We start from the raw sequence: 13,635 nt of genomic DNA, 5'->3' as shown, positions 1-13,635 counted from the left end.
ATGGCCCCTTACTTCTTGTGACGAATACGCGGGTTCACCACGCCGTAGAGCAGGTCGACCAACAGGTTGACGAGAATGATCATCGTCGCGACCAGCAATACCCCACCCTGCACAACCGGATAATCGCGGCGTTGCAGCGCGTCAATCAACCAGCGGCCCAGGCCCGGCCAGGAGAAAATGGTTTCCGTCAGGATCGCGCCTGCCAGCAATGTCCCGACCTGCAGACCGATAACGGTCACCACCGGCAGCATCGCATTACGCAGCGCATGGACGATGATAACGCGCATACGGGTTAACCCTTTGGCGCGCGCGGTACGGATATAGTCTTCGCCCAGCACTTCCAGCATCGAGGAGCGGGTCATACGGACGATAACCGCCAGCGGGATTGTCCCCAGCACGATGGCAGGCAGAATCATGTGCGCCAGGGCATCGATAAAGTTACCCTGCTCGCCCCAGATAGCCGTGTCGATCAGCATAAAACCGGTAAGCGGGTTACTGTCATCAAGGAACACCATGTCACTGACGCGCCCGGATACCGGCGTCAGGTTCCAGTGTACCGACACCAGCATGATCAGCATCATGCCCCACCAGAAGATAGGCATGGAGTAACCGGTCAGCGCGAGGCTCACGGCGGTATGATCAAAAATGGAACCACGCTTCACCGCGGCCATTACGCCCACAGGGATACCGACAGCCACCGCGAAAATCATGGCGCAGACGCCGAGTTCCAGCGTCGCTTTAAAACGCGGTACGAACTCGTCCCACACCGGAAGACGGCTCTTAAGAGAGATCCCTAAATCACCATGCAACACGCCCCACACATAGTTGACGTATTGCTGCCACAGCGGCTTGTTGAGACCAAGCTCTGCCAGCAACTGGGCATGACGCTCAGGAGAGATACCACGCTCACCTGCCATGATCATCACCGGGTCACCGGGAATCATATGAACGAAGGCAAAGGTGAGAAGGGTGATACCGATAAACGTCGGGATAACTAGCCCCAGACGTCGGAGGATGAACTGCAACATAACCCGGATTCTCTGTAGTGACGCATGCACCTGGCGGTAGTGCGTCTGTATTGCTCACAAATGTTTGGATAAACGGGAAAATCCCACTCTATCCAGGCCTTTTCCCGGAGGAATAAGGAACAAAAACCCTCCCCCCGGAAAGGGAGGAGGGACTCAGGCATCGTGCCTATTATTCAACTGACACGTTTTCGAAGTGGTGTTTGCCCAGCGGATCAACCACGTAGCCTTTGACTTCTTTACGCACCGGCTCATACACGGTGGAGTGCGCGACGATCAGTGCCGGAGCCTGGTCATGCATCACTACCTGAGCCTGTTTGTACAGTTCAATACGCTTGTTGTGGTCGTCAGTTGCGCGAGCCGGCTGAATCAAGTCTTCAAACGGCTTGTAGCACCAGCGAGAGTAGTTGGAACCGTCTTTCGCCGCAGCGCAGCTAAACAGGGTTGCGAAGAAGTTATCCGGATCCCCATTGTCGCCGGTCCAGCCCATCATTACAGCCTGGTGCTCACCCGCTTTGGCGCGTTTCAGGTACTCGCCCCACTCGTAGGTAACGATCTTGGCCTGAACACCGATTTTCGCCCAGTCAGCCTGAATCATCTCAGCCATACGGCGAGCGTTCGGGTTGTACGGACGCTGTACCGGCATCGCCCACAGTTCAACGGTGAAGCCCTGCTCGTGGCCGGATTCTTTCAGCAACTGTTTCGCTTTCTCAACGTCGTAGGTGTAATCCTTAACGTCGTCGTTATAGCCCCACATTGTCGGCGGAATCAGGTTTTTCGCGGCTACGCCAGCACCCTGGTAAACGGCTTTGATGATCGCTTCTTTATTTACCGCGTAAGTCAGCGCCTGACGCACTTTCACGTCATCAAACGGTTTCTTCTCGGTGTTGAAAGACATGTAACCGACGTTCAGGCCAGCCTGCTCCATCAGGTTAATGTTTTTGTCTTGTTTCATACGAGCGATGTCAGCCGGGTTCGGGTACGGCATAACCTGGCACTCGTTTTTCTGCAGTTTGGCATAACGTACGGAAGCGTCAGGCGTGATGGAGAAGACCAGACGGTCAATCTGCGGCTTGGTGCCCCAGTAACCTTCAAACGCTTTGTACAGAATACGGGAATCTTTCTGGTACTGTTGCAGTTGGAACGGACCGGTACCGATCGGATCCAGGTCAACTTTGTCCGGCGTACCGGCTTTCAGCATGTTGTCGGCATATTCTTTGGACAGAATAGACGCGAAGTCCATTGCCAGGTCAGCCAGGAACGGAGATTCCGGACGGGTCAGCACGAATTGAACGGTGTTGTCGTCGACTTTCTTCACTTCGCTAATCAGGTCTGGCAGGCCCATACCTTCAAAGTATTCGTAGCTGCCGCCAGAGACTTTATGGTACGGGTTCTGGGCGTTTTTCTGACGATCAAAGGAGAATACGACGTCGTCCGCGTTGAATTCACGCGTCGGTTTGAAATCTTTGTTGTCCTGCCACTTCACGCCTTTACGCAGGTGGAAAGTGTAGGTTTTGCCATCGGCGCTGATATCCCACTTCTCAGCAAGACCCGGAATGACCTCAGTAGTACCGGTTTTGAACTCAACCAGACGGTTATAAATCGGCACAGAGCTGGCATCGTAAGTAGTACCAGAAGTGAAAAGCTGTGGGTTAAAGCCTTCAGGCGAGCCTTCTGAACAATAAACCAGGGTTTTTGCCTGCACGCTGGCCGCCACAGTCATAGCCACCAGGCTAAGACCAAGCTTCAGCATCCCTGACTTCTTCAAGGAAATACTCATTATTCTGCTCCAATGTGATATGTGTTGTTACCCTTGCGCTGGGTTATCCGACAGGCCGTTATTAGATTTTTGCCTGGACTTATCGGAAGCTATGAGAGACGGGAAATCCTTTCACGAGATTGACTGAGTTGCAGTGCAGATTCTCCATGAAATGCCCCTCATGCCCTACAATCTGTCAATAGAATGTCAAAACGTCAATACAGGTAACGGGGATTTACATCGTTGATGAGAATCAACAAACAAAGTTAAAAAAAACTTCAAGCTGCTATTTTCAGCAGGTAAATTTGTGCTATGCCGTTATGGGCAGAATAATAAGCTTGAGAATCATCTCAGGTTGGTGTTTAACGTTTGAGCAGATTATGAAAAATTTCTTGCGGAATGATGAATATCTGAGCGATTAATACCGCGAACGTTAAAACGCACAGCGTAAAATGCTAACTCTATCCATAAGCAACGCGAAAAAAGATCGAACTATATATAAAAAAATACAATGGATTATGTCACAAAACCGTGACGCGGCAGGGTGAAATAAGGTGATGGAACGGTAACAGAAGCGGATGATTTTCTCCTAACCTTCTCGCCAGGGAGCCAGAAGATAGGTTCCGTGGGCGCCAGCATAAAATGGTGGATATCTGCCACCCTCCAAGACATCAGGCAAACAGGCCGCATTGGTTTTCCCCCTCTCCCTTGAGGGCTGAGGAATCCCCACAAAAATGCGAGCACGATCGGTCCCCTCTCCTCTTTGGGGAGAGGGTTAGGGTGAGGGGGAGATGCGGTTCAATATCACCACCCCGGCGGCGCTTTGCTTGCCAGGGCTACAAAACCACAGATGCAAAAAAGCCTGCTCATTGAGCAGGCTTTTCAAATTTGGTCGGTGATAGCGATTACTCGCCACTGCGTGGCTCGCCCTGCGGGCCGTTGCTGACGCAACGTTCTCTCGCTTCGCTCGGGTCGAACCTCCCTGCCCCCGGAGGTTCTCATCCTCATTGAAACAGATGCAAAAAAGCCTGCTCGTTGAGCAGGCTTTTCGAATTTGGTCGGTGATAGCGATTACTCGCCACTGCGTGGCTCGCCCTGCGGGCCGTTGCTGACGCAACGTTCTCTCGCTTCGCTCGGGTCGAACCTCCCTGCCCCCGGAGGTTCTCATCCTCATTGGCACAGATGCAAAAAAGCCTGCTCATTGAGCAGGCTTTTCAAATTTGGTCGGTGATAGAGATTACTCGCCACTGCGTGGCTCGCCCTGCGGGCCGTTGCTGACGCAACGTTCTCTCGCTTCGCTCGGGTCGAACCTCCCTGCCCCCGGAGGTTCTCATCCTCTTTGGTACAGATGCAAAAAAGCCTGCTCGTTGAGCAGGCTTTTCAAATTTGGTCGGTGATAGAGGATTCGAACCTCCGACCCCTTCGTCCCGAACGAAGTGCGCTACCAGGCTGCGCCAATCACCGAATGCGGGGCGCATCTTACTGCCACACACCCCGACCGTCAATCCCTTAATGTAAAAAAGCCAACTGACTGGCGAGAAAGCCGCCAGCGCCTCAATTTACCTTGTTAGCAGGCACATGGCACCAGTTGTTATTTTCATTAATCCCGCCGTTTGGCGAGGTATATCCCAGGCAGCCCATGATGGTGTCGTACAGTTCAACATGGCGGCGCGGTACCTTGATCGCCGCCTGCTGTTTGAGCTGTGCAAACATCTTCGCCTTGTCCGGGTTTTGCAGATATTTGTCCGACATCCATACCATCATCGGTACGCGGAACTGCTCCGGTGGCGCCATCTTACGCGGCGTACCGTGCAGATGTTCCTTCTCATTAATCGACTCACCGTGGTCCGCCGCATAGAAGATAATCGCTTTCTTATCACGCAGCTTGTCGATTACGTTGTCGATAAAATAGTCCACATAGGTGACGGAGTTATCGTACGAATTGATCAACTCTTCTTTGCTGCATTTATCGTCTACCCCCACACACTCCGGCGTCCATTGTGCGAAGCTACGGGGATAGCGCTGGGTATAATTGAAGTGCGAACCTTTGGTATGCAGAATAATCAGATGTTTACCCTGCTTGTTGTTATTTAGCGATTGCTGCAACTCATCAATTAACAGCATATCGTCAACGCTCTTGCCCCGATTACGCGGCTCCGCGCCAATCTGTTCACGATAGGCAATGTTGTCTGCCATTGTGTTGCTGTAAAACCACATCTCGCTTTGCATCGCATACAGGTCGGAAGAGAAGCCCATCTGTTTCAACACGGAAAAGACGTTTTGCTCTTTTAACGTGCGCTGGGGATTATCCTCAGCCCCACCTTCACGTACGAACATACATCGCAGCGATAGCTTGGTGGCGGTATCACACGAGTAGCCACGGAAAGCGACCAGGTTCTTCTCCTGCGCCAGCTTTGGCGTGGTGTTACGCGAGTAACCGAGTAAGCCCATGTGATCCCAGCGCGTCGTTTCACCAATGATAAACACGACATAGGTGTCATTGATGTCGTCCGGCGCGACATAACTGAATTTCGCCGCCGGGTTGATCAAGGAACGATGATCCGACGACTCGTCTACCTGCGCCCAGGCGTACAGCCCAAGTGCTGAAAGCCAGTTGGAAGGGAGATAGGAGTTCGCCACCACGCCGCCATAGCTCGGCATGTCCACGCCCGATGTCCGTTCTTCTTCCTTCTGCTGCAAATCCAGAAGGCGAATGGGACCCCATACCAGCAGCGCGGCCAGGACTACCAGGGTCACGCTCTGCACACGGTGGCCGCGCGTACGCAACTGGCGCAACAGGGTGTAGCGACAGCGGTTATTCCAGATAGACAACAGCGGCATAACACTGACAATCGCCACCCAGGCAATGAGCTGCCAGCCCACTACCTCTTTGGAGAGATCGATGTCTGTGGTCATCACCGAAGCGATAATGCCATAGCCAATAACCACATTCAGGAAGGTCATGTAATAGCTGGCTGCTGCTGAAAACAGCACCACCAGCGATGCCAGTACACGCCAGGCCCGGCGCCCGAACAATGAGAGCACACGTAATAAAAAGAAAGTCACCAGGACAGTGGCAACCAGTTCAACAACCGCAGAGAGTCCTTTCCAGACGGTGAACGCTTGCGCATAACCATCAAACCGACGGTAGAAAACTGCGCTATTCATAAACAAGCCAATATACAACGCCAGCAGAAAACTCAATTTCTGCTGAGTCATTGCTTTTAAATAACTCATGCAAGCAACCCTGGAAAAAGGGAAAACAAAGCCGCTCAGCGCTTGTAGCAGCACCGATCGGGCATTAAACGCAAGGGAAGTTAATTGAGGAACTTCTTAAGCGCGGATAAGTAGACCACAAGGAAAGGAAAAAGTGTCTGTCCGGAGTGTGATCCGGTCATACATTTACAAAATTATATAACCGGAAACACACTATCTGACACCTGAATAGTATTCAGGCAGTGATTACGTTCAGCTTAACGTCAATATTGCCGCGAGTCGCATTGGAATAAGGGCACACTATATGGGCTTTTTTCACCAATTCCTGTGCTACCTGATGATCCATTCCCGGCAGGTGAATATCCAGTTGCGCTTCAATACCAAACCCGGTCGGCAAAGGGCCAATGCCCACGGTGCCTTCAATATAAGCCTCTTGCGGTAGGCGCTGTTTTTCTACCGACGCGACATGTTTTAACGCTCCGAGAAAACAGGCCGAATACCCGGCGGCGAAAAGTTGTTCCGGGTTCGTCACCTCCCCACCGGCTCCCCCCATCTCTTTTGGCACGCCCAGTTTCACATCCAGAACGCCATCGGAAGAGATGGCTCTGCCGTCACGGCCTCCGGTGGCTTTCGCCTTCGCCCGATACACCACTTTTTCTAACGACATGTGCAACTCCTTCTGTTGGAAGACCTGCCATTAAGAATAGTCGTTGTCAGGGGAGCCTCAGAAAAGCCCGCACGTAAGGGTAATAAAAAACCGCCGACAGTCTATGTCGGCGGTTTTTTGTAAAGCAGAGGGGGAATCAGGCATGCGCTGGTTTATACACGCTGCGCTGCGGCTGACGGATGGTCGTGGAAAGTGCCAGGGAGACAATCAGGAGCGCGAAGATGACGCAGAAAGTGACATAGAAACCGCCAAACAGCGAAGCGATAATCGAACCACAAATACTGCCAATACCAAAACCTAAGTAAATCACACCGTAGTTTTTCGCGAGGTTGTTCAGACCAAAGAACTCGCTGACCAGCGACGGGAACACGGTAATGGTGCCGCCGAAATTGAAAGCTACGCAGGCTATCGCCGCGAAAAAGGAAACCGCATTCAGTGGCGCAAACAGCAGGGCTGCCATGCCAACCAGTGAAATCACCTGGCCAATGGTAATAACGCGGATGCGGGCGATTTTATCGGACAGAATGCCCAGCACCAGGCGACCGGTGAGGTTCGCAATAGAGATAACGGTGACCGCATTGGCGGCGGTTGCCACATCAAGATGCACCATGCCCTGCGCAATATCTTTCGCTACGCCAATCACATACAGGCCACTCATGCAGGCAGTCAGGAACATCACGGCTAACATCCAGTATTGCGGTTTACGCATGGACTGCGCCAGCGTGAAGTCGTTTTCCACCACACCATTGACCGCACCCACTTTTTGTTGCGGAGCGTCAGTCATCAGCATCGCGCCGCAAACAATCATCACCAGCACCATCGCCCCCCAGATCATGAAGGTCTGTTCCAGGCCAACGGTGGCCAACAGGTGGCTGTCGATAAATTTAAACCCCAGGCTGCCCAGGCCATAAGCCCCGATGGCGAAGGCGGAAATCAGCCCTTTACGTTCCGGGAACCATTTCACGCAGTTGGAAAGGGTCAGCAGGTAACCGGCACCATCCGCCAGCCCCACAAGCACACCCGCACTTAGCCACAGCATCGTCAGGTTGTTGGAGTGGGCGGTCAGGAAAAAGCCGATACCCAACAGCACGCCAGACGCTATGGTCACCCGTTTTACGCCAAAACGTTCCTGCAGTTTCCCGGCGATGGAGGAAGATAACGCCAGCCCCAGGCTTAACAAACCAAATGAAAACGCAACCTGGCTTACCGGCTCGCCCAGCTTGTCTGCCAGCGCGCTATTAAACAGGCTCCAGGTATAAACAGATCCCAACGCAAATTGTGTGATGATGGTGCCAGCCAGCGTCAGCCAGCGTGTGCGATTCAAGGATGATGTATTCATGGCAGTTGTCCTGCAAAGAAAATTAAGGGAATTCACTGCGGACAACAATAACGAAGCGCATTTCATGCCAGGGCTAAAAAGGCATGAAATGCAGTAAGCGGGGAATGAAATGCATATATGCAGGAATGAATGACATTTCGAAAAACAGACTCACCTCATTTTCTCAGGTGAGTTAGTACATACTATCGACACAGAGCGCGTGTTTATTGTTTCTTAATTGTGATCACTTTGTATTAAATGATCTTTAAAAACGGGCGCTGACGCCCATGCTGTAGAGATAATTCGGCCCGGTGAGCGAGTTTTCCGACTGCGACATTGAGGCATAAGCGGCGAAATGTTGATTAAGCAGCATATCGGCACCGACAGACACATCCAGCCAGTTGCCGTACTGGTTCGCCGCGGTCAGGCGACTCAGCCCGGATTGTGATTTCCAGACGTTTTCACCGAACTGTTGGTTGTAACTAATTTGCGCCCATGGACGAAAGTCACCAATGTGGCTATCCACGCGCCATCCCAGGGAACTGACGGTCGCGTGCCAGAGCGGATCGCTGTATTGCGACGTGGTCGCGCTGTCGCCATATTCATTGTACATTGACGTCGTAGAGCCATCGTAATGCCAGACGGCCACCGGCCCGGTCATCACATTGCCTGTGAGTGGAATATTCAGGCCAATACTCATGGTGCTGACGGCATCCATCGGCGTTTTATCGGGCAGATTAAAGGCAACGCCAGGCCCACTCTGCGCCGAGCGAATGCGTTCTTCCAGGATATCGTTATAACGTGGCTGGTGATCGCTATCCCATGTATAGCGTTGCGGCATATTATTTTGCGAATCGATCGCGATATATTCTTGTTGCCAGGCATATGCAGCATGGCTAAAAAGCAGACAAGCAGGCACTACCGCTATCAAACGGCCACTGTTTTTAATTTTCATCAATGCGACTCCACAAAAGAGCCAAAACGGCGTATTTGTTATCGTTTTTGTTGGGCAAAAGGCGAGGGTAGATATCCCTTACCTAACTATTGTCTTTTTAGCAGTCGCGTCAAGTCTGCAACTTACATAATTTTGATCAACATCAGCAACGGAGAAGGATATGCAGCGTTGTGGTTGGGTGACTCAAGACCCCCTTTATCTTGCTTATCACGATAAAGAATGGGGCGTACCGCAAACAGACGGTAAAAAATTGTTTGAGATGATTTGCCTTGAAGGACAACAGGCAGGTTTATCATGGATTACGGTACTCAAGAAACGCGAAAATTACCGTAATGCCTTTCATCAGTTCGATCCTGAAAAAGTGGCCGCGATGGGGCCAGAGGATGTCGAACGCCTGATGCTGGATGCCGGAATTATTCGCCATCGCGGCAAAATTGAGGCGATTATCGGCAATGCCCGCGCCTTGCTTGCCATGGAACAAAATGGCGAGCCTTTCGCCCCGTTTGTCTGGTCGTTTGTTGAAAACGAGCCGCAGGTTACCCAGGCCGCCACACTCGGCGACATTCCCACCTCAACGCCCGCGTCAGACGCCCTGTCAAAGGCGCTAAAAAAACGCGGCTTCAAATTTGTCGGCACCACCATCTGCTACTCCTTTATGCAAGCTTGCGGTCTGGTTAATGACCATATTACGGACTGTTTCTGTCATCCCGGAGGTCGGCATGATCCGAGAGTGGCACAGTAAAGATTTGTCTCCTCTGTTGAGCCTGTGGCTTGAAAGCACCACCTATGCGCACCCGTTTATTGCGGCAACCTACTGGCAAGACAGCGAGATGCTGGTGCGGGAAGTTTATCTCCCGTCGGCCCGCACCTGGGTCTGGGAGGAAGAAGGCAAACTGTACGGCTTTATAAGCGTAATGGACTCGCAGTATATCGGGGCGTTGTTCGTCTGCCCGAAGGCGCTGCGCAAAGGGATCGGCACCGCACTGCTTGATCACGTCAAGCAGCGCTTTAATGCCTTAAGCCTTGAGGTGTACCAGAAAAACGAGCGGGCGGTGAATTTCTATCACGCGCAGGGCTTTCGCATAGAGGACAGCGCCTGGCAGGAAGAGACGCAGCACCCGACCTGGATTATGAACTGGCAGGCGGATCAAACGCCGTCAGCGTAAGCGCCGGACCGCTGTATTTTTCCATCCATACCAGTGCGGTATTCCCCGCACAGCCATTCCCCAGCTTTGAGCTGGGGAGATCTTTTGTCAGCACGTTAACCGCGCCGTTTTTACAGATCCCCCCTTCGGCACGCTCAAGGTCCGGCCAGGCGCCCTGGTGAATACAGATCACTCCGGGCTTGATCCCTTCGCTGACCACGGCGCCTGCCAGCACCTGTCCGCGTTGGTTCCAGACACGCACCAGATCGCCATCAGCGATGCCGCGCGCTTTTGCGTCACTCGGATGCAACGTCACCGGTTCGCGCCCCGCCACCGCATACTGCTCGCGAAGTGATGAATAGTTAAGCTGGCTGTGCAGACGATGCGCCGGGTGAGCAGAAAGAAGCTGCAACTGCTCTGGTCGGGCATTACCGTGCCATTCATCCGGCTCAAGCCACATCGGATGCGGCGGGCAGTCGGCATAACCAAAACCGGCAATGCGCGCCGAGTAAATTTCGATTTTACCACTGTCGGTTTTAAGCGGATGCGCCTGCGGGTCACGCCGGAAATCAGCGAAGCGTACAAAGCGGGCATTCTCTTCGCTTTCTGGCATTTCAATCAGGGCATTCGCTTCCCAGAACTCGGCAAACGGCGGCAGGGTAACGCCCTGCGGGGCACCACGCTGCGCCGCGATGTTGTAGAAGATTTCCAGCCATTCGAGGTCGCTTTTACCTTCGGTAAAGCGCTCACGTCCGCCCGCTTCCCAACGCTCGCTGAGATCGGCGAACACCTCGAAATCGTCACGCGCTTCATCCCGCGGGGGCACCACGCGCTTCATCGGCACCAGATGCTGGTTGCTGTAGTCGCCCGTCATGGTCATATCGTTACGTTCAAACGATGTGGTGGCAGGCAGGACAATATCCGCGTGTTTTGCCGCTGCGGTCCAGAAACACTCGGAAATGACGACCAGTTCCGGCTTCTGCCAGGCGCGAATCAGCCGGTTCGTGTCCTGATGGTGGGTAAAGTTGGCGCCACCCGCCCACCAGATAAATTTAATATCCGGGAAGTGCCGGTCCATACCATTGTGCTGGTAGAAGGCTCCCGGTTTTTCCAGCGCTTCAATAATGCGCGCCACGGGGATTTTTTCGACCGCCTCAATGCCGCCTTTAACGCACCCCTGCATGGAGGCCAGTACTGCCGCCCGGCGCGTAGGGTTACCGCCGTTGGCAAAATGATACGACAGGCCAAAGCCGCCGCCGGGGATCCCAATCTGGCCCAGCATCGCCGCCAGGGTCACCAGCATCCAGTGTTTCTGCTCGCCAAACTGCTGGCGCTGCATTCCCCAGCCGGACATCAACATCGTGGTGTTTTCGTGGAAAAGTTTTGCCAGTTCACGAATTTTCGCCGCCGGAATACCGCAAATATCCGCCGCCCACTCTGCCGTTTTCGCCACGCCGTCGCTTTTCCCGGTCAGGTAATCTGCAAAGACGCTATAGCCTTGCGTACAACGCGCCAGGAATGCCTCATCCTGCCAGCCGTTTTCTACCAGCGTATGGGCGATACCGAGCATCATCGCCACATCGGTCCCCATGTGCGGCGCTAACCATTCCATACTGTCGCCAAAGAAATCGACGGTCTCCGATCGCATCGGATCGATGCAGATCAGCCGTTTGCCGCTTTTGCGTAAGGCATCGAAATAGCCGATACCCTGCTCATCCGAGGCATTCCAGGCAATTTTCAGCGTATTCAGCGGGTTGGCGCTCCACAGCACCACCACATCGCTATGTTCCAGCACCAGCGGCCAGCTAGTTTGCTGCTGATACACCTCGTTGCCGCCGACCACGTACGGCATGATCGCCTGCGCAGCACCGGTGGAGTAGTCCCCCAGATGGCCGGTATAGCCACCAGCAAGGCTCATATAACGCTGCAACAGGGTTGCCGCTTTGTGCAACACACCGTTCGAGCGCCAGCCATACGATCCGGCGAAAATGGATGCCGGGCCATGTTCTTCGCGAATGCGTTTGTGCTGCTGATGGATGAGGGCAAGCGCATCATCCCAGGAGACACGGACGAATTCATCCTCGCCGCGAACGCCCTGCGGGCTGTCCGGAGATGCCAGAAAGCCTTTACGAACCATAGGAAAGCGGACACGAGTTTTACTATGGACCTGGTCGCGGACCACCGTTTGCAGCGAGTTAGGGTGGTTCGTGGGAAGCGCCCCGCGTGATGACAGCACCGTTTCGCCGTCGGTTTCGACCAACATCGGCCCCCAGTGGGCTGCCGTAAGAACTGTTTTAACTGCAGAGTTTGCCAAAGCGCGCTCCTGATGCATGCAGGTGGCGACAGTGTCGTTTCGCTGTCTTATGAAATAATGGATGTCGCGCTCTATCATCCACACGCGCGGCAAATTGGCAAAGAATTAAACGGCATGATGGCCACGCAGAAGGCGATAAGCGGGATGTTCCCCCTTGCCAGTGCGGATTTTCGCGCTATCGTGTGGTCTCACAACTACCGCGAGGGAAGCATTTATGGCGAAAACGACGCGCCCGACCATCAGCGATGTCGCGAAAGCGGCAAAAACGGGCAAAACCAGCATTTCACGCTATCTGAATGGTGAAAAACATCTCCTGTCGGATGCCTTGCTGGCGCGAATTGAACATGCCATTGCCGAACTCGATTATCGCCCCAGCCTGATGGCGCGCAACCTCAAGCACGGGCGCACTCGCCTGATTGGTCTCATTATTGCCGATATCACGAACCCCTATTCCGTACATGTGCTGAGCGGAATCGAAGCGGCCTGCCGGGAAAAAGGCTTCACCCCGCTGGTCTGTAATACCAACAACGAAGTCGATCAGGAGCTGCACTACCTGGACCTGCTGCGTAGCTATCAGGTGGAAGGCATCGTGGTGAACGCGGTGGGGATGCGCGAAGAGGGGCTAAACCGCCTGCAGCAATCGTCCCTGCCCATGGTGTTGATTGACCGTAAGATCCCCGATTTCGCCTGTGACGTCGTGGGGTTAGATAACACCCAGGCTGCCACCACCGCAACTGAACACCTGATTGAACAAGGCTTTGAAGCCTTGCTGTTCCTCAGCGAACCGCTGGGCACGGTGAATACGCGGCGGGAACGCCTGGATGCCTTTCGAACCACGCTCGCCCGCTACCCCGGCGTGGTGGCAGAAAACGCCGAAACGCCGTTACACGAAGCCAGCCAGATCGATAACGCCCTGCGCCAGTTCCACTCTCGCCACCGTGGGATGCGCAAAGCGGTGATCTCTGCCAATGGCGCATTGACGCTGCAAGTTGCCCGCTCGCTGAAACGCATTGGTCTGCACTGGGGCAGTGATATCGGCCTGCTCGGCTTTGATGAGCTGGAATGGGCTGAGCTGGCAGGGGTCGGTATCACTACCCTCAAACAACCGACCTGGCAAATTGGTTATGCCGCGGTAGAACAAGTGGTTGAGCGTATCGAAGGCAACAGTGATACCGTCCGCGAGCGGGTCTTTTCCGGGGAGCTCATCGTGCGCGGTTCAACTGCACGATAATTAAC

The 13,635-nt window shown here is 53.7% G+C and carries 11 protein-coding genes, 1 tRNA gene and 3 other RNA genes; 4 read left to right on the top strand and 11 right to left on the bottom strand.

Annotated features, from left to right (window positions below; genetic code table 11):
- Positions 1–8 precede the first annotated feature (8 nt).
- The 10 genes from dppB to C5523_RS00985 form a co-directional block, all read right to left on the bottom strand.
- Positions 9–1,028: a dipeptide ABC transporter permease DppB gene (dppB, locus tag C5523_RS01030; protein WP_039080198.1), complete on the bottom strand. Its 1,020-nt coding sequence runs from the start codon at positions 1,026–1,028 to the stop codon at positions 9–11.
- Positions 1,029–1,197: 169 nt separating this feature from the next.
- Positions 1,198–2,805: a dipeptide ABC transporter periplasmic-binding protein DppA gene (dppA, locus tag C5523_RS01025; RefSeq protein ID WP_039080197.1), complete on the bottom strand. Its 1,608-nt coding sequence runs from the start codon at positions 2,803–2,805 to the stop codon at positions 1,198–1,200.
- A gap of 868 nt (positions 2,806–3,673) precedes the next feature.
- A non-coding RNA gene (locus C5523_RS01020) (RtT sRNA) lies at positions 3,674–3,807 on the bottom strand.
- A gap of 32 nt (positions 3,808–3,839) precedes the next feature.
- Positions 3,840–3,973, bottom strand: a non-coding RNA gene (locus C5523_RS01015) — RtT sRNA.
- Between the two features lie 32 nt (positions 3,974–4,005).
- Positions 4,006–4,139: non-coding RNA, RtT sRNA (locus C5523_RS01010), on the bottom strand.
- Between the two features lie 32 nt (positions 4,140–4,171).
- A tRNA-Pro gene (locus C5523_RS01005) sits at positions 4,172–4,248 on the bottom strand.
- 90 nt (positions 4,249–4,338) lie between these two features.
- The gene (eptB, locus tag C5523_RS01000; RefSeq protein WP_071195034.1) at positions 4,339–6,021 is read right to left on the bottom strand and encodes a kdo(2)-lipid A phosphoethanolamine 7''-transferase; all 1,683 of its coding nucleotides are present in this window, start codon (positions 6,019–6,021) and stop codon (positions 4,339–4,341) included.
- A 214-nt stretch (positions 6,022–6,235) separates the two neighbouring features.
- On the bottom strand, positions 6,236–6,667 hold the full coding sequence (locus tag C5523_RS00995; RefSeq protein WP_039080195.1) for an organic hydroperoxide resistance protein: 432 nt from the start codon (positions 6,665–6,667) through the stop codon (positions 6,236–6,238).
- Between the two features lie 136 nt (positions 6,668–6,803).
- Positions 6,804–8,006, bottom strand: coding sequence for an MFS transporter (locus tag C5523_RS00990; RefSeq protein WP_039080194.1), 1,203 nt, complete (start codon positions 8,004–8,006; stop codon positions 6,804–6,806).
- 244 nt (positions 8,007–8,250) lie between these two features.
- On the bottom strand, positions 8,251–8,940 hold the full coding sequence (locus C5523_RS00985; RefSeq protein WP_108700471.1) for an autotransporter domain-containing protein: 690 nt from the start codon (positions 8,938–8,940) through the stop codon (positions 8,251–8,253).
- Between the two features lie 160 nt (positions 8,941–9,100).
- On the opposite strand from C5523_RS00985, the gene tag reads away from it, so the two are divergent.
- Complete coding sequence (gene tag / locus C5523_RS00980; protein ID WP_039080192.1) at positions 9,101–9,682, top strand: DNA-3-methyladenine glycosylase I; 582 nt, start codon at positions 9,101–9,103, stop codon at positions 9,680–9,682.
- Positions 9,660–10,106 (top strand): N-acetyltransferase, encoded by a 447-nt coding sequence (locus C5523_RS00975; protein ID WP_108700470.1) that lies wholly within the window; start codon positions 9,660–9,662, stop codon positions 10,104–10,106. Before tag ends, C5523_RS00975 begins: the two co-directional genes overlap by 23 nt.
- Here the strand turns inward: C5523_RS00975 and C5523_RS00970 are convergent.
- Entirely contained in the window at positions 10,069–12,417 is a 2,349-nt protein-coding gene (locus tag C5523_RS00970) for a molybdopterin guanine dinucleotide-containing S/N-oxide reductase (RefSeq protein WP_223878751.1), read from the bottom strand. The genes C5523_RS00975 and C5523_RS00970 overlap by 38 nt on opposite strands.
- On the opposite strand from C5523_RS00970, the gene C5523_RS27350 reads away from it, so the two are divergent.
- Positions 12,412–12,702, top strand: a complete 291-nt coding sequence (locus C5523_RS27350; protein WP_146158920.1) for a hypothetical protein — start codon at positions 12,412–12,414, stop codon at positions 12,700–12,702. The two genes, C5523_RS00970 and C5523_RS27350, sit on opposite strands and share 6 nt — an antisense overlap.
- Positions 12,614–13,630 (top strand): substrate-binding domain-containing protein, encoded by a 1,017-nt coding sequence (locus C5523_RS00965; protein WP_108700468.1) that lies wholly within the window; start codon positions 12,614–12,616, stop codon positions 13,628–13,630. The genes C5523_RS27350 and C5523_RS00965 overlap by 89 nt, the downstream gene beginning before the upstream one ends.
- Positions 13,631–13,635 lie beyond the last annotated feature (5 nt).

This window comes from Phytobacter sp. SCO41, assembly GCF_003073275.1.
In the GTDB taxonomy this organism is placed as follows: domain Bacteria; phylum Pseudomonadota; class Gammaproteobacteria; order Enterobacterales; family Enterobacteriaceae; genus Phytobacter; species Phytobacter diazotrophicus.
This window is presented reverse-complemented; position numbering and strand designations above follow the sequence as displayed.

Excerpts from the sequence above, each read along its gene's own strand:
- dppB (WP_039080198.1), bottom strand. The coding sequence starts at position 1,028 with ATGTTGCAGTTCATCCTCCGACGTCTGGGGCTAGTTATCCCGACGTTT.
- dppA (WP_039080197.1), bottom strand. The coding sequence starts at position 2,805 with ATGAGTATTTCCTTGAAGAAGTCAGGGATGCTGAAGCTTGGTCTTAGC.
- eptB (WP_071195034.1), bottom strand. The coding sequence starts at position 6,021 with ATGAGTTATTTAAAAGCAATGACTCAGCAGAAATTGAGTTTTCTGCTG.
- C5523_RS00995 (WP_039080195.1), bottom strand. The coding sequence starts at position 6,667 with ATGTCGTTAGAAAAAGTGGTGTATCGGGCGAAGGCGAAAGCCACCGGA.
- C5523_RS00990 (WP_039080194.1), bottom strand. The coding sequence starts at position 8,006 with ATGAATACATCATCCTTGAATCGCACACGCTGGCTGACGCTGGCTGGC.
- C5523_RS00985 (WP_108700471.1), bottom strand. The coding sequence starts at position 8,940 with ATGAAAATTAAAAACAGTGGCCGTTTGATAGCGGTAGTGCCTGCTTGT.
- tag (WP_039080192.1), top strand. The coding sequence starts at position 9,101 with ATGCAGCGTTGTGGTTGGGTGACTCAAGACCCCCTTTATCTTGCTTAT.
- C5523_RS00975 (WP_108700470.1), top strand. The coding sequence starts at position 9,660 with ATGATCCGAGAGTGGCACAGTAAAGATTTGTCTCCTCTGTTGAGCCTG.
- C5523_RS27350 (WP_146158920.1), top strand. The coding sequence starts at position 12,412 with ATGCATGCAGGTGGCGACAGTGTCGTTTCGCTGTCTTATGAAATAATG.
- C5523_RS00970 (WP_223878751.1), bottom strand. The coding sequence starts at position 12,417 with ATGCATCAGGAGCGCGCTTTGGCAAACTCTGCAGTTAAAACAGTTCTT.
- C5523_RS00965 (WP_108700468.1), top strand. The coding sequence starts at position 12,614 with ATGGCGAAAACGACGCGCCCGACCATCAGCGATGTCGCGAAAGCGGCA.